Consider the following 26,019-nt stretch of genomic DNA (forward strand, 5'->3'; position numbering starts at 1 on the left):
CGATGCCTGTTAGATATTATTTAAAAAAGGGATTATAAAAGGATGCCGGAATTATCTGTTACTACAGTCACATTTACCAATCTCGGAATTTTCGCACAGCTTGCCGGCAGAATATTGTTTTACGGCATCTGATATGCTCCCGTTTGCCCCAAAGAATACGCGTATACCGTTCCCTATGAAAGAAAGGCGCTCTATCTCCTTGATGTCGTCCACGAGGACTGCTTCCACGCCTTTTCCGGATAGCATAAAGGTCACTGCGCCGGTCATGCCGTTGACGCTTTCGGGCAGCGTGATGGCCAGAGGTTCTACGCCGGATATGCCATTACTATCTATTTCGACGATGGTAAAATATTTACAGCCGGAAATACCCCTGCAAACGTTCGAATTTAATCCTTCTCCGGAATCTGATGGTATGCCTATTTTCATCGTATCGTCAATCTATAGGGACATATGTATTAAAAACTTTAGCATACGCGAGACGAAAAGCATATCTAAAAAAGGATAAATTATGAATAGATACCTATATTAGAGATAGATAGAACCTATTAAACATATAATTCATATAATAAAAAAGTTCGTGGTTTTCATGAGGATCAGCATAATAGGAACAGGCTATGTCGGCACCGTTACTGGCACATGCTTCGCTCACCTCGGAAACGAGGTCATATGCGTGGACGTCGACCCGAAAAGAGTGGAAATGATAAATAAAGGCATCCCCCCGATATATGAGGAAGGGCTTGAAGAGCTTTTAAAGGAGCACGCGGGAAAGAATCTCAGGGCAACGCTCGATTATGATGATGCGATAGAGAACTCGGATATATCATTTATTTGTGTCCCAACCCCGTCGGATGAGAACGGTAAGATAGACCTTCGTTTTATACGAGAGGCCAGCAAGAGTATCGGGGAGAGGATAAAGAACAAGGATTCTTATCACGTGGTCGTCGTAAAAAGCACGGTAGTGCCGGAGACCACTTCGAAAGTGGCTACCCCGGTCCTGGAAGAATATTCCGGGAAGAAGGCGGGAAAAGAATTCGGCGTGGGCATGAACCCCGAATTTTTAAGGGAAGGAAAAGCAGTATATGATTTCCAGAACCCCGACCGCATAGTCATAGGCGCGGACGATAAAAAAGCCGAAAGCATAATAAGGAGCCTTTACTCCGCATACAACTGCCCGATCATCACGACGGACACCAGGACCGCGGAGATGATCAAGTATGTATCCAACTCGTTCCTCGCAACAAAGATATCTTTCTCGAACGAGGTCGGCAACATTTGCAAGAGACTCGGAATAGACACGTATAAGGTCATGGAGGCCGTGGGACTTGATGCCAGGATATCGCCGCATTTCCTCAGGTCTGGCCTGGGGTTCGGCGGAAGCTGCTTCCCGAAGGACGTTAAGGCGCTGATAGGAAAAGCTTCTGAAGTCGACTATGAGCCAATATTGCTCAAGACCGTGCTAAAGGTCAACGACGACCAGCCGTCGCGCCTGATACAGCTTTTAAAGAAGCATATCCCCGAGCTCAATGGTAAAAAGATAGCAGTGCTGGGACTTGCATTCAAGAACGATACCGATGATATACGTGAGTCCAGGGCGATACCGGTGATAGGGACCCTACTTGCAGAGGGCGTCGATGTATCGGCATACGACCCGATGGCCGCCGAACACATGAAAAGAGTGTTCCCCAACGTAAAATACCACAGGACAGCAGGAGACGCGCTGGAAGGCGTCGACGCTTGCATAATCGCGACCGAATGGTCAGAGTTCGAAAAGCTCAACGGCGATTTCTCAAGAATGAAAGGCCGCATAGTCATCGACGGCCGTAAAGTTGTGAACCCCGAAGATAAGGGCATTATCTACGAAGGCCTGTGCTGGTAAAATCCACACGGGCAATCTTTTTATTTTTACGGGTAGACCTTTTATCATGCATGTGGCCGGATTATGTAACATCTGCGGAAAGCCTGCCGGACGGCTGCATACGTGCACTCTGTGCGGAAATATCGTTTGCGACGAATGCATGTATGAAGACGTATGCAAAAAATGCCTGAGCAGGAAAACCAAGAAATAAATATATCATAATAAAGTAAGCTCCGTGTTAGCTCATAGCATGGAGCGTAACCTTTTTAACTTTTCAAAATATCTTGATGTAAGATGTCGGAAATCTACAGCCTTATTGCAGGATTAATTATAGGGCTTTCCCTGGCGGTGCCGCCGGGACCGATGAATGCCGTCATAGCAGCGGAGTCAGTTAAAAGGTCATACGTTAACGGCATAAAATTGGGCCTGGGCGCGATGACCGCTGACGGGATATTCCTTGTTATAACGCTAATAGGCGTAGCTATTTTATTCACCGGTGACGCTGTCAGGATGATAGTGTCAGCTGCAGGCGGCCTTATTCTGGGTTATATGGCCATCATGACGCTTAAAAGCTATAAAGAGCCCTTAAAAGAAAAAGAAAATGGAGTCATGAGGTATCCGTATATTGTAGGGCTTACGATGGGCCTCACAAACCCCACGCAAGTATTGTGGTGGATCACAGCAGGGGCAGCTCTTATATCATATTTTAATGAGTTCGGCGTGATAGGGTTTTTCATTGGCATTCTCGTCTGGGTGACGGCACTTTCGCTGTTGATGCATTACGCCAGTAAGAAGATCAACGGCATTTACCCGTATGTGATACTGGCGAGCGGCATATGCATACTATTCTTCGGGATACTGCTGTTATATAACGCCGCAGGCATAGCGCTTACTATTTTCTGAGGTGAAATACCTGCCATAGGATAGTTAGCCAATAGCCTTTTCAGCTCTCATGTTTTCCTGTAAAAACCCTTTGATCTCCGGATTAACGTAATATTTTTTATTACGGCCTTCCTGCTCCATTCGGATAATATCGTTATTCAGGAGCTTTCTCATATGCATGAACACGATGCTTTTATTCAGGCCTAGTTTATCGGAAAGCTCCTTATTGCTCATGCCGGGATAGTCGATTATCGCCTTGATGATCCTCACATCTTTCTCATTCCGGATACAGGACAATATTATTTTTTCACTTTCAGTATACGTAGACGAATTTTTATAGAACCGGGTGAACTTCCCTATTTTGCTGACAGCGATTTTTCTCTCGGATTCTAGCTTTTGTAAATGATACCTGACCGTGCCGAGATTTATCTTCGTCTTATCAGAGATATCGGCCATAGTGGACCCGGGATTCTCTAAAATGAATTTATATATGATGTCTCTGTTCCGGTTATCCAGAAGGTTCTTGATAGCATAAAAACCGACAGGTATGCCAAACATTGCGATGTAATACTTCAGGCTGTCAATAACGAACACGATCTTGATCCAGAGAGGAAGCTCTACATAGGATATTGTGCCATCAGCCCCGCCGGTATCTATGCGGGACCTTTCTTCGTCGCTCAGGTTCGGATAGTCGACAAGATCATCATATAGCTGTGCCGGCATGACGATATAGCCGCTGCTGCTCTGGCTGCCATATTCGCTCGCTAAAAGCTCATCTATCTGAGACATGTTCATTTCGCTGGCATTCTGGAACGCAGGATTATTTTTAATGTCCTCTTCAGTCACGAAAACGGAATCCTTCGACCTGTCCCGTAAAATATGATCCATTACATAATCCAGAGTGCCCGACATCGATCCGTCCGGATACACAAAACTGCTGTTATTGTTTTGAGCACTCGCGGAGATAATAAAAACATTAATGAAAAGTGTAATGATTACGATAAGCGATATGATAAAACTGAATAGTGATACCACACCTGCATTTCTTCCGGGAAGCATTTTTGTAGCATACATACCTTTTCACTTTTGTTTCAAATATTTGAATATTAGCTATATACATATAACAATATAAAAGTTTTGTACATAATTTTAAAAAATAGATATTTTCATTTTACTGACATATATAAGCCATAACACGAATAATAATAAGTGATGTAGAAAGTTAAAATGATAGATATTATTAACGGTATGACAAAGAAATAAACAAAATATCCGTATAACCTTACACAATTATTAAGGGTGATGTTTTTCAGGTTAGTTTAAAAATATGTTGACATCAGAAGGTGAAAAAGATGGCCATGGAAAATAAACTATCATCTCTGGAAAATATACTCGGCGCCGGCCTTGCCCTGTCCATATTACTGGCATTTGCCATATATCTGCAGGGTACGATGACTTTATTGCTTGCCGATATTGTCTTAATGATCGCCATCGCTGCATTTTATCTTGTCAGGAAGTTTTCCATGGTAAAATTCAGGACGGCCATTATCGCAGGTACGATAGCTTCAATAATATTCTTAATATCATTCTGGGGCATTATGATCCTGAGCATCGATAGCACTGGAAGCGCTCGCATATATTATGAAATAAAGATCTCAGGATTGGATAATTATACCTCGGCTGACGGTGCAGAAATATTGATACCGCTGCCTATGAAAGACGGGATACCCGCCGTAAATGAGGAAGATCTTAAAAGGATCGAAACCGGTAACTGGACTGTCAGCATTAAAGACACCAGTACAGGGAAAATGCTCGCATTTTATACGAACGATAAAGACCTATCGGACATTCACGCCATATTAGAAGAGACCGGCGATGCCAGGATCGATAGAGTGAGCGTGAGAAAGGACATCATTCTTTTCCCATACCTGAACGGGACGGAGACCGCCATATCTACTGAAAAGTATCTTCCGGGTAAAGACATCATATCGACAGATTATGTTACCGCAGTCTACATTTGCGATGAATTAGTCCCGTATGAGAATGCGTCAGGAAATATCACTATAATTCTACATTTTAAAAATAACGGCGGGAGATATTACTCCCATACAGGCAACGAATATGAGATCAGTGTCGACAGGATAGTGACGAAAAACATGACCGGGATGATCGCTGCGGATGCAAATGTAAGGATCTTGGATGGAGAATGGAATTGAAATAGCAGGTGGCCATCGTGAGCGGAAAATACAGGGAAGCTATGAGGATCGCGGAAAATGCCGGATTATTGCTTGCGGTACTGCAAATATGGTCATTATCATTGTCTATTGACAGGGCAGGTAAGATTAGCCAGGTAAATACAGCATCCGTTGAAGCACTAATATTGACCGCGGTGATCATCGGTGCAGGATGTGTGGGAGCGTTAGCCGTCCGGCTCTCATCGGGATGGATAAAGGACAGGAAAGACGCGCTTTCGATAGCGACATATGCAGGGGCCATATTAGGAGGTATCAGCGCATTGGCCGCGATAATACTGGCCCTGTCGGAACCTGTGATATACGGATCAACATACGGATATCCCTATTCTATCCTCGGAGGCCTGTTCCCGTTCGACCTGATAACATATCTTTTAACATTCGGGGTCTTTGGAATCAGTCACATGCCGCCGATGAACATTTTCGGACATGAATATAGCTATGTCATGTTATTAGCCCCACTCAGGATACTGTGGTTCGCCTTGATAGCAGGGATTGGCGGCTGGTACTATGCCAAATATTTCTTGAAAAAATGAAAGCCTACATTTTCAGGAGCCTGGCGTTTATCGCCACTATAACTGTGCTCAGGCTCATTAAAAGAGCTCCGACAGCAGGCGACAACAAAATGCCTATACTATAAAGGACGCCGGCAGCCAGCGGTATGGCAAATGCGTTGTAGCCGGTCGCCCATAAAAGGTTTTCCAGCATCTTCCTGTATGTCTTTTTAGAAAGATTCACAATATCAACGACATCGCGAGGATCGTTTTTTACCAGGATGATGTCGGCACTTTCCACTGCCACGTCGGTCCCGGCACCTATGGCTATACCCACATCAGCCTGTACCAGAGCAGGGGCATCGTTGATGCCGTCACCGACCATCGCCACAGAATATTTTTTCTGGACTTCTTTAACCTTCTCGGCTTTTTTATCGGGCAATACATTGGCAAAGTATTCATCAATACCTATCTCTTCGGATACTGCCTTTGCGACAGACTCGTTATCGCCTGTCAGCATGATGCATTTAATACCCATATCTTTTAGTTTTTTTATAGCATCTTTTGACTCATCTCTTACGATATCTGCCAGCGCAAGGACACCCAGGGGACGATCCCCCTCAAGCAAGTATACGACGGTCTTTCCCTGTCCCAGCAGTTTTTCCGCCCGGTCATCTCTGACCTCGATGTTTTTTTCTTTAAGATATCCCGGGCTTACTACTTTCATCATTTTCCCGTCGACCTTAGCCTCTACCCCCTTGCCAGCTATAGCCTTGAACTCTGATGTTTTAGCCAGTTCTAGCTCTTTTTCTTTAGAGGTCTTGACCACGCCCTGCGCTATAGGATGTTCGGAATTAGACTCTATTGATGCAGAATATCTTAATACTTCATTTTCGTTGAGATCTCCCAGAGAGATTATGTCCGCGACCCCGAAAACTCCTTTAGTTAGCGTACCGGTCTTATCAAATATGATGGCCTGGATGTTCCTTGCTTTCTCGAATGCCGTCCTATCCCGGATCAGTAAGCCGGACTTTGCCGCCAGCGAAGTAGAGACGGCAACTACGAGAGGCACAGCAAGGCCCAGTGCGTGGGGACACGTTATTACCATGACCGTTGCCATCCGCTCGATCGCAAAAACAAGTGTCTCGCCATATAATAGCCATGCGATGAGAGTGATAGTGCCTACGGATAGTGCGATGATCGTCAGCCAAAAAGCTGCTTTATTGGCAATATCCTGGGAACGCGATTTGCTCTCCTGTGCTTTCCTTACTAGCTCTACTACCTGGTTTAGATATGTGTCCTTCCCGGTCTTCTTCACTTCTACGACCAGGGAACCTTCTGCGTTTATCGAGCCCCCGATGACCTCGTCATCGACGTTCTTTTCGACCGGCTTTGATTCTCCGGTCAGCATCGCCTCATTAACGCTGGATGCGCCATCAACAACAGTACCATCTACAGGTATTTTTTCTCCAGGCTTTACAAGGACCTTATCCCCTGCTTTCAGCTGATCGACCTCTACATCCTCTGTCTCGCCATTTTTTAGAAGATGGGCCTCCGAAGGCATGATCTTCACAAGCTCTTCAAGAGCCCTTGAAGCGCCCATGACCGACCGCATCTCTATCCAGTGTCCCAGCAGCATGATGTCTATAAGCGTGGCAAGTTCCCAGAAAAACGTCTTACCTTCCAATCCGAAGACAACTGCAGAGCTATAGACGTATGCGACCGTGATCGCAACGGCGATCAGCGTCATCATGCCCGGCTGCTTTTTCTTTAGTTCATCAACAATGCCTTTAAGGAATGGATAGCCGCCATAAAAATAGATTATAGTCGAAAGTATGAACCTTATATATAATGAGCCGGGAATGTCAAAGCTAAACCCGAAGAACTGCTGTATGGTAGGAGAGAGGGCGATTATTGGGATCGTCAGGATAAGGGATATTATGAACCTCTTCTTGAAATCCTCGAGCATTGCGGCATGGCCTTTATGAGCTGCATGGCCTTCACCCTTCATCTCATGGCCTTTATGCATCTCATGTTTTTCATGCTCCATTTTGCCCTTTTCCTGTTTAGTTTCTTCCTGCTCATGCATTCCATGCTTTTCATGATCGAGATCCATTGAGAGCCTCCAGATTCGCATTTATAGACTGGTTTTTCCAGTTATTAGTAAATTATTATAATAATTATAAAATAAATTATTTTATTAAATTAAATATTGTACCGGATGAATCCTTGCTTTATATTCTTAGAGATTTTAAACAGGCGGACATCAAGACAAACCTAACATTGTGTCATTCTACAGGCCCGCCTTCCCCGCCCGGCTCTTTCGAGCCCTTTGCCGCGGATTTCATCCCTATGCGGGATTCCTTTTTTTCTTTAAGCTCACGCTTTGTCTCCGGTATTCCCTCAGGTATGTTTTCTCGAGTCATGAAGAATGGTGAGATGCTCATAAAAATAAACAGGATTGAAATAATAAGCAAAATTGCAGAAATATGCGGATAATATTACGGATTATCCGCCCTCTTCTTAAAAATTGGAAAAAAGGAAAATGAGCGGGTCATTTTTTCAATGCTTCTGCGATGACCGGTGCCACGCTTATCACGCTTGTCGCCTTTTCCAGCGTGTCCGTGGATATTACCGACTTCACACCGGCATTGTAAAGCTTCAGTACGGCGTTCCTGACAAGTACCGGGTGCACGCATCCGACATATACGTCGCGAACTCCATTAGTCTTTAGCAGCTTAATAGCCTCTGCTATTGTTCCGCCGGTGCTTATTATATCGTCGAGGAGCACTACGTCCCTGCCGTTAATGTCAAGGTTCTTAGGGGCTATCTTTACCTCTTCGCCCGACAGCCTTGTCTTTTCAAGGTAGTCATAATGTAATCCTCTCGGCTCTGACGCGGATCTTACAAGGTTCAATGCGCCATCGTCAGGAGCAAGGATGACAGGGTCAAGCAGGCCCATTGTGTCAATATAATTACCTATTTCAGGAGCGGCGTTAAGGTCTGTGGCCTCGCACGGGAAATGCTTTAAAACGGAGCGGTCGTGGATATTGACGGTGAAAACACGGTCCGCGTCGATAGTTTTCGCCATGGCCCTGGCGCTTATCGGCTCTCCTTCCTTGAAACGCTTATCCTGCCTGGCATATCCGAAATACGGCACGACGACTGTTACGCTCTTTGCCTCGTCGCACGCATCGATGAGCTGTAAAAGATAAATAAGGTCAGAAGAATGTGGCGTACTCTGGATTATGACGATATCTTCACCCTTGACATCCCCGGTCACCCGGCAATAGACCTCCCCGTCAGGGAACTCCTTATAGTCGGTGAGATCGAATTCACAGTCTAAAAGCGATGCGACCCTCGTGGCCAATAACTGAGACGACGGCCCTGCCACAATCCTGGTACTCATAAGCCATACAACCTTTTTTAGTGATTAGCTTTCATACTTTGTATAGCTAACCCTTTCTGCGGTAAACTGTACTTTATGCCATATAAATCTATCCTAGTGAGCCATATCATATATTAGTCAGAATAGTAGGTCCCGTAAATTTATAGTTCTTACATCCACCCTTCCGCCACAAAGGAACACTAAGTACACTAAACTGTTAACCACGAAGCACACGAAGGCGAACAAGGACACGGCTTCCAACCACAAAGCGCACGAAGGCGAACAAGGAACACAAAAGACTTCTTTTAGAAGATGAACATATACTTAAAAATAAATTAGTGTACCTTATTCGCCTTCGTGCGCTTCGTGGTTAACAGTATAGTGTACCTTACTCGCCTTCGTGCGCTTCGTGGTTAACAGTATAGTGTACCTTACTCGCCTTCGTGCGCTTCGTGGTTAACAAAAAACCGTGCCCTTAGTCGCCTTTGAGATAAACTTAATCGGAGATGAATCCGCGCATACATAAATACGAAACATAAATATGGACTCTTTAACGCAAGAAAAGGTATGATAAAAAAATAAGGCCTTTTTGTCGCAGGCCTTTATTTGTTGAACTTGTTGACAAGCCCGACGCCGTACTCTGCGAGTTTTTTAGCCCCGGCCCCGGTCTTCGACTCGGCGAATACCCTGACTATAGGCTCGGTGCCTGACTCCCTGATCAGCACCCATCCCTCGGGCTTAAAGACCTTGACGCCATCGGTCATATCGACCGTTTCGCCTTTGACCTCTTCTGTGATCTTTTTCATGACGGCATCCTTGTCTTTGCATTTTATCTTGTCCTTGACGCTCGCATAAGAAGGCACTTCGCTTACGATCTCTGACAGCTTTTTGTTGGTATGTGCAAGCATCTCGAGCATTGTCGCAGCGGACATGCCGCCGTCACGACAGTACTGGAACTCCGGGAATATTAGCCCGCCGTTGCCTTCTCCTCCGAATACCGCGTCAGTTTCCATCATTTTACGTGCGACGTGGATACTGCCGACCTTTGTCCATATCACTTTAGAGTTATACTGTTTTGCTATGTCCTCAATGACCGAGGACGAGCTTACAGGCGTAACGATTGTGCCCGGCTTCCTCTCAAGCTTATATTTTGTCATCATCGCTAGGAGCACATCCTCGTTAATGAAATTGCCTTTGTTGTCCACGAATACTGCCCTGTCGGCGTCACCGTCATGCGCAATGCCGATGTCGGCACCGGCTGCGACAACAGCAGCCTTCAGGTCGTTGATCTCGTTGCCGGTCGGCTCAGGGTTCCTTCCCGGAAATGTGCCGTCCACCTGCGCGTTAAGTGTGATGACCTTACAGTTAAGCTTGCGCAGCAGGAATGGCGCCGTAACGCTGGCTGCGCCGCACCCCGTATCTACGACCACCTTGAAATTTTTCTCCCTTATCATCCCGGCATCCACTTTACTGATTATGCCTTCGATATAATCGGGTTTGGGGTCGTAGTGCCTCAGGTCTCCGGTCTGGTCCCATGTCGCTTTTTTAAAGTTACCGGAAAAGTATATTTTTTCTACGACGGCCTCATCTTCACGGGATAGCTCGGTACCGTCCCCTGCTATGCCTTTTATGCCGTTATATTCGGGCGGGTTATGCGAAGCCGTTACCACTATGCCGGCATCCGCGTTATATTTTTTAACATAATATTGTATAGTCGGCGTCGGTGCTATACCCAGGTCGACCACCTTGCAGCCCGTCGAGAGCAATCCGGCTATAACAGCATTCTTAAGCATCTCCCCCGATTGCCTCGTATCCCTGCCGACCGCAACGACACCGTTCTTGAACGTGCCTATGCTCTTTGCAAGGTTCATCGCCATATCCGTCGTCATTTCGACGTTTGCTATACCCCTTACGCCATTAGTGCCAAATAATGCCATATGAAATCCTCTGTTAGTTTGTAGATAGATCAATGATCGTGATGGTCATGTACCCAAAACTCTCTGGATACCGTGAACTCTTTTTTCCAGATAGGGACTTCGTCCTTGATCCGCTCGATCGCATCGCTTAGGGCGGGGAAAAGCTCCTGCCTGTGACCCGACAGGATCACTATGTACACGATATCGTCACCGGCCTCGATCCTGCCGGTCTTGTGATGTATCAGAACGTCCAGTATTCCATCTTTCTTTTTCAGGTCGTCCTCTATTGCCTTGATCCTTTGCCTCATTACCTCGTCATAGCTTTCAAATTCAAGGGCTTCGGTGACCTCGTCTCCTGCCACCTCGCGTACGATCCCCGTGAACGTACCGATGGCTCCCGCTTCCTTTACTTTCGGGCTTTTCTTGATCTTAGCTATAAGATAGTCCAGCGAGACGTGATCGGGCTGTGCCATGGCGATCTTTGCCAGCTCCCCGGCGCTCGCGTTTATGTCAACTCTCGCGACGATATTGGACGCTTCGACATCGCCTATAGCTATCTTCGGGACATCGCTATCCTTGAACCCTTCAACGACCGCGAAGTCCAGTCCCTCCTGAGAAAGCTGCTTCAGGGCGCTTTTTAGATCGTTCATCTTCATGATCTTCGCGCTCCTAGTAGGCGTTACGCCCACGACGACCTGAGCTCCGCTCTCAAGATGCCTCTCCGTATCCCCCATTATGGGAAATATTTCTTCTCTCGTATGTTTTACAGTGCCAACTGTACCGTATTTTGACAGCTCTGAAACCAGGCGCTCCACCAGAGTGGTCTTGCCTGTCTTTTTATAGCCGACAATGGAAATAACTTTCATGAACGCATCGACTCATTATTTAATCATCTGTATACGTTTTAAAATTTGTGTATCGTAAAAATATAATTAGATAAGAAATCCATACCATCAAAAATAATATAAATTAAAAAAATGCCGATCGTTCGACCAGCTTAAAAAGGTTTTTGCGGTGATAAACTTCCAAACCAGCGTATCTTCACAAATATCCTTTCTTCTCTAACCAGTCAACCTGCGGACCGGTATATCTCCATATGACGTCGCCCTTTTCATTCTGGAACTCCCATGGTACGACGATCACTACATCATTCTCACGGATCCATATCCTTTTCTTGATCTTGCCCGGGATCCTGCACATGCGGGTAACGCCGTCTGCACACCTTACCACGACTCGATTAGCGCCAAGCATGCTGACCACTGTGCCCAGGATCTCGCCTTCTCTTTTATTCGGCGTCCTTACTCTGGTGAACTCGCCCTGTCCGGGTGCGCCTTCACCGGGTTTTCTATTTACGTTTGGCTTATCCAGTTTATCACCTCATATTTGATAATCTACTGAATTTATCATTATACTTTTTTTCTAACGGGCTCGATTATCATGTTCATGTATTTCGCCGCAGCCTTCTTCAGGTCAAGCGGATGGACTTTCTGCGCGGCGAAATCATCTCTCAGTGCCGCGAAGCTCGAATACTCTAAGTTACCGCCGTGCTTCTCGGGCCTTTCGATGACTATCGAATCATATTTCATGAATATATGGTACCTGAAAAGGTCAAGTACAGGGTTATTCTCGATCTCGCCTATCGGGCAGAAAGCTTTCTGTATCTTTTTGTTTATGGACTCTTCCGGCTCATCCACGCTTATGTTGTTACCCTTGCTCGACGACATCTTCGTCCCGTCAAGGCCTAACAGGATGGGTGTATGCAGGCATACGGGGCTCTTGAAGCCCATCTGCGGAAGGTTTTCGCGCGCCAGCATATGAATCTTTCTCTGGTCTATGCCGCCCATAGCGATATCCACGCCAAGGGCTGCGATATCCATCGCCTGCATCAGCGGGTATACCATCTGGGATACTCTCGGGTCCTCGGCATCACGGGACACCTCGTCCATGCTGCGCTTCGCCCTGTTCAGAGTCGTATCGCATGCTAGCTTGAGGACGCTCGTCATATAATCGCCGGATAGCTGGAATGACGTGCCGAGCACAAAACGGGTCTTGTCCTCATCAAGCCCCAGGGCTATGAAGCACCTTTTATTGTATTCGGCTATCTTAGCGATCTCTTCCATAGTGCCTTTCCTGTTCAGATATGCGTGAAGGTCTGCCAGCAGCACGGTGACATGAAATCCTGCGTTCTGGCAGTCAATGAGCTTGTTAACAGTTATCATGTGGCCTAAGTGAATATTCCCGCTGGGCTCATAGCCGACATATACCTTCGGGTGCGGGTTCTTACTCATCAGCTCTTTCAATTCATCGAGGGTCACTATCTCTTCAACGTTCCTTGTGACCAGTTCCAGCTTATCCATTAACTCACCACTGCCTATAGATGCGATATTGTATATAAATTATTTATGTTTAGGTGTCTTAAAACGTTGCGTTGAAGTTAGTTAAGCGATCATGAGATAAGCTATATAGCTATATTATGAACATTTTTAAAACGGGTAATGAGCGGAGGAATATTTATGGTGAGACCTGAGGAGATATCGTCACGGATCAACAGATCGCTGGACAGGATTACTAACAGGAACACGATGATAGCATGTTTGATCGTCATTGTGATCCTTGTCGCCGGTGTATTAGCCCTGTTCTTGAACATGAATTCACAGGGACAGCAAGTGATCGCCAAGCAGCTGGAGTATAACGAGATTAACGGGAAATATAACGAACTTACGGCGAGCAATGCCGCCCTTAATGATAATTACAATAATCTGAGCAATGAGTACAATTCGTTATATGATAACTATTGTAAGCTGGCCGAAGAAAAGTCCAGTATAGAAAGCGAAAGCCAGGGTGCGAAGAGTAAAGTGGATTCATTCCTCGAGAATGGAATGCGTGTAGCATACTGGTATGAGATATATAATAAGGGGACCGGGAAGGATGCCCGAAAGGTCGTGCATGTCGTCGCATATAACGTAGGCATGGACAGGGCCACGCAGGTCACTATGAAATGTGACGCCCTTGACAGTTATAACGACGGGGTGGCCGAGAAAAAGTTCTGGAACGTCGACCCGCTGGATAAAAGAGAGTATAGCTGGGAGTATGTGGAAAACGCCGATATAAGAAAGGTTTGGGTAGAATTCCAGTGATACCCAATTTTTTTAATATATATCCCATATATTCCAGGGGTTTTCGAAATAGCTATCTATTTAGTCAGCGTATAAGGAACCGGCAATAATTTTATAGTATATACGCTTACAATATTTACAATTAAGGGGATGGTTTAGTGAACGGAAAAAAAGCCAGGAAACTGTCGGAAAGTAATTCGATATCTGACATTATACTCAATAATGCTATCGTCATAACGTTCGTTGTGATAGTGCTTATCCTGAGCGCAGGGGTTTTCGTCCTTTATGATAAGACAGGACAACAGGATGCTACCCTTCGGAAAAAACAGGCCGATTATGATAATTTGAACACTACATACGGGGAGCTTGCGAAAAGATACGCATCCCTTGACATCAATCATAGCGACCTGACGGTCAAATATGATTCCTTGAGGTCTGACTACGAGAACATTTCGGGACTCTACGACTCATTACAGAACAGGACCACCGACATAGATAATAAAGTGAATGTTTTCCTTGAAGATTCGGCCGTGATATCCTACACATATAAGGTCACGATGAATACATCGGAAAACTCCACTATGAAAACATTATCCGTAACAGCCTATAACGTGGGTAAGACTGATGCCGGGAATGTCACGATAATATGCACGGTAGAGGAAAACGAGACCACCAGCATGTATAACAGGACCTTCACTAACGTCGGGCCTATGGAAAAGAGACAGGCGGAGTGGGTATTCGATAATAGCACGAACATCATTGATGTATGGGCAGGGCTGGACTGGACGTCTTAGCCCATATTTACTTTTATTATCATCCGAATATTATCGGTAAATTTTTGTCAAGGATTTTAACGGTGAACATTGATTTTTACTTATGTTCGACCAGGAGACATTAGGGCATAGAGGCGCGGCCGGATACGAGCCTGAAAACACCATCCGTTCCTTTAGAAAGGCGATAGAGATGGGTGTTGACTGGATAGAGTTCGATCTCCACATGTCAAAAGATGGCGAGCTGATCGTGATACATGATAATACCGTGGACAGGACGACGAACGGTAGCGGCCATGTAAGCGATATGACCTTAAGTGATCTGAAAAAGCTGGACGCAGGCAAAGGCGAGACCATTCCCTGTTTACAAGAAGTCATCGACCTGGCTAAAAGCAGGGTAAAGCTGGATATTGAAATAAAGCAGGAGGGGATCGAGCAAAAGGTCGTCGACGCCATTAAAAGGAACATGATCGTTGACATGTGCATGGTGTCGTCTTTTAACTTAAATTCGCTCGTGGAAGTGAAAGAGGCCTGCGGGACGATACACACCACGGCGATCGTGAACGAGCTTCCCGACGACCTTCCTGCATACCTGGCGGATCTTAGGGGGATAGGTGTCGGCTCCATCTTTATGAAAAAAGACGCCGCGACAAACAATATTATAAGAAAGATACATGCTTCCGGGTTTACGGTGGGCATATGGAATGCCGATACTATGGAAGAGGTTGAAAAATATTCGTCGATGAGACCCGACTACATATGCAGCAATTATCCCGACCTGCTGACAAAGCAGATAGTTGTCGGAAAATGACGGGCCTTTAATCTATGCTTAAAGCGATATTATTTTAACACCTTTTGCATATGTAGAATCAAGTTAAAGCAAGATATACATTCATTAATTTCACGGATTGATGCGGAATGGCGATACACCCGATAGAATTCAGGTACGGCACGCCGGAAATGAAGGCGGTCTGGACCGAGGAAGCGAAACTAAAAAAGTTACTGATGGTAGAGGCAGCGCTGGCTAAGGCTGAGGCCGAAGTGGGTTTAATACCGAAAGAGGATGCCAGGATAATCGCCGAGAACATGGAAAAAGTGAGCGTGGAGAGAGTCAGGCAGATTGAGGACGAGATAAGCCACGACATGATGGCAGTTGTTCTCGCATACGCCGAAGTTTGCGGAGATGCTGGAAAATGGATCCACTATGGCGCAACGTCCAACGACATCCTGGATACAGGCCTGGCGCTTCAGCTAGGCGATTCGATCGATATCCTGGAGGAAAAGCTTGCCAGGTTCAAGCAGGCACTGCTTGAAAAGGCAGACCAGACCAGGACGCTGGTCACTGCGGGTCGCACTCACGGCCAGCTGGCAGTCCCTACGACCTATGGGCTCAGGTTCGCAATATGGGCATCTGAGGTCGGGAGACACGAAGAGCGGCTGAGGCAGATGAGGGAGAGAGTCGTCGTAGGCCAGATGAGCGGGGCGGTAGGAACCCAGGCGGCATTCGGCAAGGAAGGAATAAAGATCAAGGAATTGACGATGAAAAACCTGGGAATAAAGGCTGTCACCGTATCCAGCCAGATCATCCAGAGGGACAGGCATGCGGAGTACATGATGTTTCTCGCAGGCGTCGCGAGCACGTTAGATAAGATCTGCCTGGAGATCAGGCTGATGCAGCGCAGCGAGATCGGCGAGCTTGCAGAAGGCTTCGGCAAAAAGCAGGTAGGCTCTTCGACGATGCCTCACAAGAGGAACCCCATCAATGCCGAGCAGGTCTGCGGGCTGGCAAGGGTAGTAAGGTCATATGTGGAGCCGTCACTTCAGAATAACGTGTTATGGGACGAGCGCGACCTGACCAATTCATCGTGCGAAAGGGTGATAATACCCGAGGCAACCATTTTACTCGACCATATCCTTAGAAAAGCGATAAATGTCATAACAGGCCTGACGTTCTATCCTGAGAACATAAAAAGGAGCCTTAACGTGATCAAGGGCGTGCAGATGAGCGAAGCCGTAATGATAGAGCTGGCAAAGAGAGGCTTTGGCAGGCAGAAAGCCCATGAGATAGTCAGGTCGGCCTCCATGAAAGCTTTTGAAGAGAACCGTTTTCTCAAGGACGTGTTGATGGACGATCCGGAGATATCCGAAAAGCTTACCGAAAAGGAAGTCGAGGAGATCACGGACCCGGAGCGCTATATCGGTACGGCCGTCGAGCAGGTAGAAGAAGTGCTTGAAAAGGAAGGGTATAGGCAGCGCAAGTTATAATATATTTTTCACCCATCTTTATATTATCAGTGTTGCCCGGGTGATTAATATTAATAAATACTTATTGATGCTGCCGACGCTTAACGAAGAAGAAGCTATTCAGGCACTTGCGCCGGAAATTCCCGGCGCTTTCGACGTTATCGTCGTCGACGGTGGCTCCACTGACAGGACAAAAGAAGTCGCCGAAAAACTGGGCTATACGTTCCTCCCGCAGAAATACGGTAAAGGAAAAGGCTGCGGCGTTAGAACCGGAATGGAATACTTTTTATCAAAAGATTATAGTCACTTCGCAATGATAGATGCCGACTATACAAATGACCCCAAAGAACTCTGCGGAATGCTGAAAAATCTGAAAAGCAACGGAACTGATATCGTCCTCGGCAGCAGGGACAGGAAGTTACAGTACGAGATACTGGGATGGTTCTCATTATTTATCAACTGGTCAACTTCCGGGATCACAGCCTTCTCATATAAAATGAACCTGCCAGACATACAGACAGGCTACTGGGCATTCAGCAGAAAGGCCGTAAAAACTATCCTGCCGCTATTGAATGCGAAAGGTTTTGAGATAGAGTACGATATGGTATACAACTCCTGGAAAGAAGGCCTGAAAATGGACTCCCACCCGGTCACGTTCCGGGAAAGGCTGGGCGAGACCAAGTTCACTAACTATCTCCGCCTGAAACAGATATACTTCGGCCTCTGCTATGTGAATAAAAGCCTCAGTGTAATGTTCAGAAGAAAGTTCCTCGGGAATAACGGCAGAAGCAAAAACTGATCATTTCTTGATATCGTATCCTGTAAATTCATAGTAAGACCATATTTACTCTTTCACCACAAAGGCAACCAGGTAACACAAGCCCAACCACAAAGTACACCAGGGTAACCAAGTAACACAAGCCCAACCACAAAGTACACCAGGGTAACCAAGTAACACAAGCCCAACCACAAAGTACACCAGGGTAACCAAGTAACACCAAATATTTTTGAATGTATAAAATTTGAAGATGCTCGAGTTTTTCAGTAAGTTCATTATAATGACAATTACACAAGTATAGATTATAAAATATTGAAAAATATACACAGCTGCTTATAAAAAAGTCCTTTGTGTACCTTAATTGCCCTGGAGTACTTTGTGGTTAAGCTAGTGAACCTTAGTAACCCTCGTGTCCTTAGTGGTAAAACTAGTGAACCTTAGTAACCCTCGTGTCCTTAGTGGTAAAACTAGTGAACCTTAGTAACCCTCGTGGCTATCAAAATATAATCATCACAATCAAAATGATTGATTTAAACAGGCCCGGCTGCATTTTCAGACATTGCCAGCACGACCTCCACAGGCAATCCGAACATTGACATCATTGTCATATCAGTGACCTGAAACCCGGCAGCCCTTAAAGAACGTTCAACGTAGATAGGCCTGCAATCCACATATGCAGGCAGTAACCGGTGAGCAGCCTCATACAACTTTAAAGCAAGGTTATCCTTATCCCCTTTTGACGTTCCCACAACACATATTCTGCCGCCGGCGCGAAGGACTCTTTTGCATTCTTGCAACATCACGGGGATATCAGGCGTATCGAACAGCTCGAGCACGAAGCTCATGAATATCGCGTCAAAGGAGCCGTCTTTGTATGGAAGCCTGGACGCGTCTCCACGGGTCAGAGTAACCCGTTGCATCACCCCTGAATTTTTAGCCCTTTCTCTTGACTTCCTGCACATCGCGCCGGATATATCGAGTCCGTAAACCTTTCCGTTTTCGCCGGCCGATGTTGCCATTGAAATTAGGCTTTGCCCGGTCCCGGGGCCGATCTCGAGTATAGAATCTCCGTCTTTAACGCCCAATTTATTTAATCCAGCGTCCCGGAATTTTTTCTCGCTACTGCCGGCAAGCGCATCGTACAATCCGCTCATCAGGTCATAGCTTTTAATGGCATCCTTTTTTGGCCGCGAGACACGGCTGATTCCTGGATCGATAGATGACATGATACCCCTTGACCAATATCCTCAACAGATAAGTTATTTTGAAAACTATTTAAAAGAAAGGTATTTATCGGCATACCTGTAATTGCAGTCTATTATGTGCGGCATCGCGGGCTTTATCGGTAAGGACGCCGGCCGTAGGACGCGCGGGATGATAGAATCCATCCGCCACAGGGGTCCGGACGGCACAGGATACTGGGAGGGGATGATAGGTAGCGAAGACGTTGCCCTGGGCCATGCCCATCTAAAGATCACCGGCGATATGAGCCAGCCCGTGACGCAAGACGGTAAAGCGATAGTCTATAACGGGGAGATCTATAATTTTGGCGAGTTTCTTCCTGGCACGTCGGATACCGCAGCCCTCTCCTCCGGCATACTAAAGGATGGTGTCGGGGGGTTTTTAAAATACGCGTCATCGATAAACGGTGAGTACGCATTTGCTGCCGTAGATAGCTCAGGCATGATACTGGCAAGGGACCCGGTAGGCATTAAGCCGTTATACTATGGCATTTCTCAGGATGGTTTCGGGTTCGCCTCTGAACGTAAAGCGCTGATGAAGGCCGGTATTTTAGATATAAAGAGGCTGACGCCGGGGTCAGTATATTATAATGGCATGGAAAAGACCGCTATCTCGCTTCCGGGACCGGACCCTGAGGTCAAGGATACATCAAAAGCCGTAGAGATGCTCGAAACCGCTCTTGCAAAGGCTGTAAAACTAAGGGTCCATCCTGACGCGGCCATAGCGTTCTCCGGCGGTGTCGACTGCTCGCTGATAGGAGCGATGGCGCAAGATACTCCGCTCTGTACTGTAGGGCTAAAATGCTCTTACGACATTAAGGCCGCGACGAATGCCGCCAGGATGATGGATGCCGAAAACAGGCACATAGTGTATGAGATGGAAGAAAAGGATGTTGAGGGAATATTACCCGATGTCATTTATGCCATAGAAAGCCATGAGCCCGTGAAAGTATCTATCGCATTGCCCATATTCTACCTGGCAAGGGAGGTCAGGCGTTCTGGTTTCCGGGTGATGCTTTCCGGACAGGGAGCCGACGAGCTGTTCGGCGGATATGCCAGATATGAGATCGCGCAGGAGGAAGGGCGTCTTGCGGATATGCTTGGGCATGATCTCCGGCATATAGCAGAGGCAAACCTTGAAAGGGACGATGCGGCGACCATGGCACATGGCGTCGAATTAAGGGTCCCGTATCTTGATCTCAACGTTATTGGGGTATCACAGAAAATCGACGCTTCCCTGAAAGTATATTTTGATGGTAAGGGTTATATACGCAAATATATCCTTAGAAAAATGGCAGAAAGATATCTCCCGCACGAAATATCTATAGCGCCGAAGAAGGCAATACAGTACGGCACGAGCGTGCAGAAAGTGCTGGCAAGGCTGGCAAGGGATAACGGCTTTAAAGGCGACCTTGCAGGTTATTTCAGATCATTGTATGAGGTTGTGTTCTAAAATGGTAATAACCGCAAAAGACGTGGAGCATATATCAAAGCTCGCATGCATCGACATAAGCGAGAAAGAAAAGGAGTTGTTCGAGAAGCAGTTTAACTCGATACTGGATTATTTTAAAGAGCTCGACGGGGTGAATACTGAGAATGTCGAGCCCACTTACCATGTCATAGGGCTTAATAACGTATTCAGGGAGGACGAGGCGACCGAATCCCTCTCGCATGAAGAAGCCCTCCGGAACACCGCCCGCACAGATAAAGGATACTTCAAAGGGCCGAGGATCGTGTAGACCATGTCAGGACAATACGAGGAATCGATAGCGAAGGTCTTCGACCGTATAAAGAAGAGCAAGATCAACGCATATATCACGTTGAACGAACATGAAGCAATGGAGACCGCCAGGGCCGTGGACAAAGGCGAGGTCACCGGAAGGCTGGCAGGAATGCCCGTAGCGATCAAGGACTGCATAACCACGAAGGGCATTCAGACGACCTGCGGCTCAAAGATACTTACAGGATATGTCCCGCCTTTTGACGCGGAAGTCACTGCCCGCGTCAAGAAAGAGGGAGCCGTCATAATAGGAAAGACTAACATGGACGAGTTCGCGATGGGCTCCTCTACCGAGAACAGCTATTACGGCGTCACGAGAAACCCGTGGGACCTGAACAGGGTCGCAGGAGGCTCATCGGGAGGCAGCGGAGCATCGGTGGCAGGCTTGGAGTGCCGCATATCGCTGGGAACAGACACAGGCGGGTCGGTCCGCTGTCCGGCATCATACTGCGGCGTCGTAGGCATAAAGCCGACCTACGGCCTGGTTTCTAGGTACGGTGTGGTCGAGTATGCCAACTCGCTGGAGCAGGTGGGCCCCATAGCGAGAAGCGTGAGCGATGCGGCGTTAATGCTTGACGTGATCGCGGGGCATGACCCGAAGGATTCCACATCCGTAGGCGAAGCGGACAAAGTCACTTACACTGATCATCTTAACGAGGGCGTTAAAGGCCTTACTATTGGAGTGCCGGAAGAGTACTTTGGCGAAGGCCTGAACCCGAGCGTGGAAAAAGCCGTATGGGACGGCATCATGACGCTCAACAAGCTTGGCGCGGACTATAAGAAGGTCTCGCTGCCGCACACGAAATACGCGCTATCGGCGTATTATATCATAGCCATGTGTGAAGCCTCGTCTAACCTTGCAAGGTTCGACGGCCTGAGGTATGGGCTGAGGACAGGCAAGGACGAGAACTGGCACAGCACCTTCTCGAGGATAAGGGCGGAAGGATTCGGCCAGGAAGTAAAGAGAAGGGTAATGCTGGGAACTTACGCGCTGTCCGAAGGATATTACGGTAAATATTACTTAAAGGCTTTAAAGGTCAGGACGCTTATTAAGCGGGACTTTGAAAAGGCGTTCAAGGATGTCGACGTCCTGGCGGCGCCGACGATGCCGACGCCTGCGTTCAAGATAGGGGAAAAGACCGAAGAGCCTCTGTCGATGTACATGGCTGACGTGAACACGCTGCCGATCAACCTTGCGGGAGTGCCTTCAATATCGGTCCCGTGCGGGTTCGCAGGAAGGCTGCCGATAGGGCTGCAGCTTATAGGCGACCTGTTCGCTGAGCCGTTGCTGATAAGGACGGCCTATACGTTCGAAGCGAATACTAATTTCCAGAAGCTTCCGGAGGGGTTCTAAATGGAAGATGACGTGATCATAGGGCTGGAGATACACTGCCAGCTGAATAAACTTAACAGCAAGCTGTTTTGCGGCTGTTCCACAAAGCACCATGGCTCCGAGCCAAACACTCACACCTGCCCCGTATGCCTGGGGCTTCCGGGAGCCTTACCGGTGATAAACAAAAAGGCCGTTGAATACGCCATAATGGTAGGCCTGGCCCTGAATTGCGGCATAGCGGAGCATACGCAATTCTACAGGAAAAATTATTATTATCCGGACCTGCCTCGCGGCTTCCAGATAACCCAGTATGATTATCCCATCGCTGAGAACGGGATGATGACAGTGGACGTCGACAGCATAGAGCGCCCGGTAAGGATAAAGAGAGTCCATATGGAGGAAGATCCGGGAAGGCTTGTGCACCAGGGGTCCATAGAGACGAGCAAATACGTCCTGGTAGACTATAACAGGTCAGGGATGCCTCTCATCGAGGTAGTCACCGAGCCCGATCTCCGTTCGCCAAAAGAAGCACGACGTTTTATAAACAAGCTAAGGAATATTCTTGAGTACCTGGATGTCTTCGACGGCTCGCTCGAAGGCGCTTTAAGGGTCGATGCCAACGTCTCGTTAAAGGGCGGTGCCAGAGTGGAGATCAAGAACATTTCCTCTTACAAAGGCGTCGAAAGAGCGCTCCTGTTCGAGATATCCCGCCAGCGCAACATGAAACGCAGAGGCGTGACCGTAACCCAGGAAACTCGCCACTATGACGACGAGAGGAACTGTACAATAACGCTCCGTTCCAAGGAACAGGCTGAAGAATATAGATACTTCCCGGAGGCGGACCTCGTACCGTTATCTGTAAAAGACTGGGAGAATAAGCTCAAGGCCAGGCTGCCCGAGCTGCCAGAGGCCAAGCGCGACAGGTTCAGGTCCCAGTATGGCATATCGGATAACCATGCGAAAGTCTTGACCGCTGAGATAAGGCTCGCCAACTACTATGAGTGCGTCGCAGGAAAATGTGACCCCGTAATGGCAGCCACATGGGTAGCGGATTACCTCAAGGGAGAGCTCAACTACAGGGACAGGGATGTCAGGGACGCTTTCGAGCCGGAAAAGATGATATTCATCATAGATCAGCTTAAGAAGGCAATAATAACAGATAAGGGAGCTGTAGAAGTTATCAGGGTACTCCTGGACGAAGGCGGGGAACCTGCATCGATCATAAAGTCCAGAAACCTCGCAAAAGTGGAAAGCGATATAACCCGCAAGGCGGTCACTGAGGTCATCAGTGAGAACGCCTCTGCCGTACAGGATCTCAGGTCGGGTAAACCGCAGGCCATGAACTTTTTGGTGGGCATGGTCATGAAAAAGACGAGGGGAAGGGCAGATCCAGAGGAAGTGAACTTATTATTGAGGGAGTTACTCGAATGCACCTTATAGTGACCGAGAAGAACATAACGGCAAAGAAGATCGCAAACATACTATTTACAAAGGGAGTAAAAGAAAAAAAGGTCAACGGGGTAAACACATACGAGAATGACGGAACGATCGTCATCGGTCTTTCGGGACATATAGTCAATATAGATTTTCCGTCAAAATACAATAACTGGTCGGAGACGCCGCCGCGCGGCCTTATATGGGCGGAGACCGAGCTGAAACATACGCAAAAAAAGATAGTAACGGCTTTAAAGAAACTAGCGCAGGAAGCCGACCGGATCACGATAGCCACTGACTTTGACCGCGAAGGAGAGCTTATAGGCGTCGAGGCACACAACATAATCAAGGACGCCAAAAAGGGCGCAAAGTTTGACAGGGTAAGGTTCAGCGCAATAACAAAGCCCGAGATAGAGAGAGCTTTTTCTAACCCTGTCCCCATAGACTTCGACCTTGCGGCCGCAGGCGAGGCCAGGCAAAAGATAGACCTTGTCTGGGGTGCTGCCCTTACGCGATATATATCCCTGACTAGCGGCAGGCTTGGTAAAAGCTTTTTATCAGTCGGCCGGGTCCAGACGCCGCTTCTAGCGCTTTTAGTGGATAGGGAGAGAGATATTAAGTCGTTCACATCGACCCCTTACTGGGAGATATATGCCACACTGAAAAACGGTGATGAGTTCATCGCAAAGCACGAGAAAAACCGCTTTACCGAAAAAGAAGAGGCAGAAGCGGTCATGGCGAAGCTTGGGAAGAAGGGCACTGTCACAGAGTATAAGAAGGATATTAAAACAGAGAGCCCCCCGATACCGTTTTCAACGACGGAGTTCATACGTGCGGCCGCCAGCATAGGCTTTAGCGCCGCCAACGCGATGAGAATAGCCGAAAATCTTTACGTTAACGGATGGATCTCATATCCACGTACGGATAACACGGTATATCCCGCGAGCCTTAACCTTCAGGACATCCTGAAACAGTTCCTGAGCGGAGAGTTTGGCAGGTATGCGTCGAAGCTCTTACAGGGCAAGATAGTCCCGACGCGCGGGAAGAAAGAGACTACCGACCATCCCCCTATCTATCCTGTGGCCAATGCTAAAAAGTCTGACCTTAAGGATGATGAATGGAAAGTATTCGAGCTCGTTGTCAGGCGTTTCTTTGCGACACTCGCGCCGGGAGCGGAGTGGGAAACAAGGAACGTCTCAGTTGATATTTCCGGAGAGAGGTTCAAGGCAGGCGGTTCAAAGCTTACAGTACCCGGATGGAGAGAATATTACCATTACGGAATGGTCAGGGAGGATAAGCTTCCAGAGCTTAAAGATGGAGATGAGCTGAAAGTCAAGTCCACAGAGATGACCGAAAAGATGACCCAGCCCCCCACCAGGTACGGGCAGGGCAGACTGGTCAAGATCATGGAAGACCTCGGCCTCGGCACAAAGTCGACAAGACACGAAGCCATACAAAAACTGTACGCCAGGAACTATGTCCACGGCAACCCGCCCCAGCCGACTAATACAGCGGTAGCTGTGGTTGAGGCGCTGGAAAAGTATGCAGACCTCATAACCAAGCCTGATATGACCAGCCAGCTTGAAAAGGATATGGACAATATAGCCGAGGGCCAGACGTCCGAGGATTCGGTAGTCAAAGAGTCGCAGGAGATGCTCGAGACTATCTTCGACGAGCTTGACAGGAACCAGAAAGAGATCACACAGACGCTCTACGACGGACTCCGTGAGGATAAGATAATCGGAAAATGTCCTGAATGCGGGGAAAACCTCATCGTCAGAAAGAGCAAGAAAGGCGGAAGGTTCATAGGCTGTGACGGCTACCCGGAGTGTAACTTCGTACTGCCGCTGCCGAGGACAGGCAATGTTGTCGCCACGGATAAGATATGCGAAAAGCACGGCATTAATATGCTAAAGATAATCACTGGCGGTAAGAAGCCCTGGGACCTTGGATGCCCCCAGTGTAACTATGAGGAATGGCAAAAGAAGACAGCTTCGGAGAAAGTCGCCGCGCAGTCCGGAGAGGCCGGCACTGCCAGAGCCCCGAGCAAAAAGAGCAAGACAGTGAAAACTGCCGCTCCGAAGAAAAAAGCTGAAGCGCCAAAGCCTTCTGGTGAAAAGAAGAAAAAGATCGTAAAAGCAAGCGCCGCATAAGCCGGCGTATCTTTTTTATTATTTTGCATCTAGAATAATATCTGCACAAAGGTAACCAAGGAACACCATTCTTCACCACTAAGTACACAAGGGTAACCAAGGAACACAATTTTTTTTATAATATTTGATATACAATCGATTTTTATAAGTACTAAATATATCATTTAATAAATGCTTAGTGTCCCTGATAGCCTTTGTGTCCTTTGTGGTTGAGCTAGTGTACCTTAGTTACTCTTGTGTACTTAGTGGTTGAGCTAGTGTACCTTAGTTACCCTTGTGTACTTAGTGGTTAAGCTAGTGTACCTTAGTTACCCTTGTGTACTTAGTGGTTAAGCTAGTGTACCTTAGTTACCCTTGTGTACTTAGTGGTTAAGCTAGTGTAC

The 26,019-nt window shown here is 47.3% G+C and carries 25 protein-coding genes; 15 read left to right on the top strand and 10 right to left on the bottom strand.

Features of this window, described 5'->3' with window-relative positions; genetic code table 11:
* Nucleotides 1-51: 51 nt before the first annotated feature.
* The gene (locus tag CUJ83_RS02145; protein ID WP_230740105.1) at nt 52-426 is read right to left on the bottom strand and encodes a NifB/NifX family molybdenum-iron cluster-binding protein; all 375 of its coding nucleotides are present in this window, start codon (nt 424-426) and stop codon (nt 52-54) included.
* A gap of 160 nt (nt 427-586) precedes the next feature.
* On the opposite strand from CUJ83_RS02145, the gene CUJ83_RS02150 reads away from it, so the two are divergent.
* From CUJ83_RS02150 to CUJ83_RS02160, 3 genes are all read left to right on the top strand, one after another.
* Nucleotides 587-1,876, top strand: coding sequence for a UDP-glucose dehydrogenase family protein (locus tag CUJ83_RS02150; protein WP_230740106.1), 1,290 nt, complete (start codon nt 587-589; stop codon nt 1,874-1,876).
* A 52-nt stretch (nt 1,877-1,928) separates the two neighbouring features.
* The gene (locus tag CUJ83_RS02155; protein WP_230740109.1) at nt 1,929-2,066 is read left to right on the top strand and encodes a hypothetical protein; all 138 of its coding nucleotides are present in this window, start codon (nt 1,929-1,931) and stop codon (nt 2,064-2,066) included.
* A gap of 83 nt (nt 2,067-2,149) precedes the next feature.
* The gene (locus tag CUJ83_RS02160) at nt 2,150-2,758 is read left to right on the top strand and encodes a LysE family transporter (protein ID WP_230740112.1); all 609 of its coding nucleotides are present in this window, start codon (nt 2,150-2,152) and stop codon (nt 2,756-2,758) included.
* Nucleotides 2,759-2,782: 24 nt separating this feature from the next.
* Here the strand turns inward: CUJ83_RS02160 and CUJ83_RS02165 are convergent, their stop codons facing one another.
* On the bottom strand, nt 2,783-3,649 hold the full coding sequence (locus CUJ83_RS02165; protein WP_230740114.1) for a winged helix-turn-helix transcriptional regulator: 867 nt from the start codon (nt 3,647-3,649) through the stop codon (nt 2,783-2,785).
* 440 nt (nt 3,650-4,089) lie between these two features.
* On the opposite strand from CUJ83_RS02165, the gene CUJ83_RS02170 reads away from it, so the two are divergent.
* Nucleotides 4,090-4,953: a hypothetical protein gene (locus CUJ83_RS02170; RefSeq protein ID WP_230740116.1), complete on the top strand. Its 864-nt coding sequence runs from the start codon at nt 4,090-4,092 to the stop codon at nt 4,951-4,953.
* 17 nt (nt 4,954-4,970) lie between these two features.
* A complete protein-coding gene (locus CUJ83_RS02175) occupies nt 4,971-5,525 on the top strand; it encodes a hypothetical protein (RefSeq protein ID WP_230740120.1) in 555 nt (184 codons plus the stop codon).
* 4 nt (nt 5,526-5,529) lie between these two features.
* Here CUJ83_RS02175 and CUJ83_RS02180 read toward each other — a convergent pair whose 3' ends face one another.
* The 7 genes from CUJ83_RS02180 to CUJ83_RS02210 all read right to left on the bottom strand — a co-directional run bounded on the left by CUJ83_RS02180 (nt 5,530) and on the right by CUJ83_RS02210 (nt 13,144).
* A complete protein-coding gene (locus CUJ83_RS02180) occupies nt 5,530-7,599 on the bottom strand; it encodes a heavy metal translocating P-type ATPase (RefSeq protein WP_230740122.1) in 2,070 nt (689 codons plus the stop codon).
* Between the two features lie 172 nt (nt 7,600-7,771).
* Nucleotides 7,772-7,909, bottom strand: coding sequence for a hypothetical protein (locus tag CUJ83_RS02185; protein ID WP_230740124.1), 138 nt, complete (start codon nt 7,907-7,909; stop codon nt 7,772-7,774).
* A gap of 128 nt (nt 7,910-8,037) precedes the next feature.
* A complete protein-coding gene (locus tag CUJ83_RS02190; protein WP_230740126.1) occupies nt 8,038-8,892 on the bottom strand; it encodes a ribose-phosphate diphosphokinase in 855 nt (284 codons plus the stop codon).
* 581 nt (nt 8,893-9,473) lie between these two features.
* A complete protein-coding gene (gene glmM, locus CUJ83_RS02195; RefSeq protein WP_230740129.1) occupies nt 9,474-10,808 on the bottom strand; it encodes a phosphoglucosamine mutase in 1,335 nt (444 codons plus the stop codon).
* A gap of 29 nt (nt 10,809-10,837) precedes the next feature.
* Nucleotides 10,838-11,653 (bottom strand): molybdopterin synthase, encoded by an 816-nt coding sequence (locus CUJ83_RS02200; protein ID WP_230740131.1) that lies wholly within the window; start codon nt 11,651-11,653, stop codon nt 10,838-10,840.
* A 175-nt stretch (nt 11,654-11,828) separates the two neighbouring features.
* Nucleotides 11,829-12,155: a translation initiation factor eIF-1A gene (eif1A, locus tag CUJ83_RS02205; RefSeq protein ID WP_230740188.1), complete on the bottom strand. Its 327-nt coding sequence runs from the start codon at nt 12,153-12,155 to the stop codon at nt 11,829-11,831.
* A 38-nt stretch (nt 12,156-12,193) separates the two neighbouring features.
* Nucleotides 12,194-13,144, bottom strand: a complete 951-nt coding sequence (locus tag CUJ83_RS02210) for a tyrosine--tRNA ligase (protein ID WP_230740134.1) — start codon at nt 13,142-13,144, stop codon at nt 12,194-12,196.
* A 156-nt stretch (nt 13,145-13,300) separates the two neighbouring features.
* Between CUJ83_RS02210 and CUJ83_RS02215 the strand changes: the two genes are divergently transcribed.
* The 5 genes from CUJ83_RS02215 to CUJ83_RS02235 all read left to right on the top strand — a co-directional run bounded on the left by CUJ83_RS02215 (nt 13,301) and on the right by CUJ83_RS02235 (nt 17,716).
* Nucleotides 13,301-13,924 (top strand): hypothetical protein, encoded by a 624-nt coding sequence (locus CUJ83_RS02215; protein WP_230740136.1) that lies wholly within the window; start codon nt 13,301-13,303, stop codon nt 13,922-13,924.
* A 137-nt stretch (nt 13,925-14,061) separates the two neighbouring features.
* Nucleotides 14,062-14,697, top strand: a complete 636-nt coding sequence (locus CUJ83_RS02220; protein WP_230740139.1) for a hypothetical protein — start codon at nt 14,062-14,064, stop codon at nt 14,695-14,697.
* 82 nt (nt 14,698-14,779) lie between these two features.
* Nucleotides 14,780-15,484 (top strand): glycerophosphodiester phosphodiesterase, encoded by a 705-nt coding sequence (locus CUJ83_RS02225; protein WP_230740142.1) that lies wholly within the window; start codon nt 14,780-14,782, stop codon nt 15,482-15,484.
* A 107-nt stretch (nt 15,485-15,591) separates the two neighbouring features.
* Nucleotides 15,592-16,938, top strand: coding sequence for an adenylosuccinate lyase (purB, locus tag CUJ83_RS02230; protein ID WP_230740145.1), 1,347 nt, complete (start codon nt 15,592-15,594; stop codon nt 16,936-16,938).
* A 67-nt stretch (nt 16,939-17,005) separates the two neighbouring features.
* Entirely contained in the window at nt 17,006-17,716 is a 711-nt protein-coding gene (locus CUJ83_RS02235; RefSeq protein WP_230740147.1) for a glycosyltransferase family 2 protein, read from the top strand.
* Nucleotides 17,717-18,225: 509 nt separating this feature from the next.
* Here CUJ83_RS02235 and CUJ83_RS02240 read toward each other — a convergent pair.
* Nucleotides 18,226-18,921 carry a class I SAM-dependent methyltransferase gene (locus tag CUJ83_RS02240; protein ID WP_230740150.1) on the bottom strand — a complete coding sequence of 232 codons (696 nt, stop codon included), beginning with the start codon at nt 18,919-18,921 and terminating at the stop codon, nt 18,226-18,228.
* Between the two features lie 94 nt (nt 18,922-19,015).
* Here CUJ83_RS02240 and CUJ83_RS02245 point away from each other — a divergent pair, with 94 nt between their 5' ends.
* The 5 genes from CUJ83_RS02245 to CUJ83_RS02265 are packed head-to-tail and all read left to right on the top strand — an operon-like array spanning nt 19,016 to nt 25,636.
* Nucleotides 19,016-20,389 (top strand): asparagine synthetase B family protein, encoded by a 1,374-nt coding sequence (locus tag CUJ83_RS02245; protein ID WP_230740153.1) that lies wholly within the window; start codon nt 19,016-19,018, stop codon nt 20,387-20,389.
* Nucleotide 20,390: 1 nt separating this feature from the next.
* Nucleotides 20,391-20,675 (top strand): Asp-tRNA(Asn)/Glu-tRNA(Gln) amidotransferase subunit GatC, encoded by a 285-nt coding sequence (gene gatC, locus CUJ83_RS02250; protein ID WP_230740156.1) that lies wholly within the window; start codon nt 20,391-20,393, stop codon nt 20,673-20,675.
* Between the two features lie 3 nt (nt 20,676-20,678).
* Nucleotides 20,679-22,070 carry an Asp-tRNA(Asn)/Glu-tRNA(Gln) amidotransferase subunit GatA gene (gene gatA, locus CUJ83_RS02255; RefSeq protein WP_230740158.1) on the top strand — a complete coding sequence of 464 codons (1,392 nt, stop codon included), beginning with the start codon at nt 20,679-20,681 and terminating at the stop codon, nt 22,068-22,070.
* Nucleotides 22,071-23,489: an Asp-tRNA(Asn)/Glu-tRNA(Gln) amidotransferase subunit GatB gene (gene gatB / locus CUJ83_RS02260; RefSeq protein WP_230740159.1), complete on the top strand. Its 1,419-nt coding sequence runs from the start codon at nt 22,071-22,073 to the stop codon at nt 23,487-23,489. It begins immediately after the preceding gene.
* On the top strand, nt 23,477-25,636 hold the full coding sequence (locus CUJ83_RS02265; protein WP_230740161.1) for a DNA topoisomerase I: 2,160 nt from the start codon (nt 23,477-23,479) through the stop codon (nt 25,634-25,636). The genes gatB and CUJ83_RS02265 overlap by 13 nt, the downstream gene beginning before the upstream one ends.
* Nucleotides 25,637-26,019: the final 383 nt, after the last annotated feature.

The organism is Methanooceanicella nereidis, from assembly GCF_021023085.1.
In the GTDB taxonomy this organism is placed as follows: domain Archaea; phylum Halobacteriota; class Methanocellia; order Methanocellales; family Methanocellaceae; genus Methanooceanicella; species Methanooceanicella nereidis.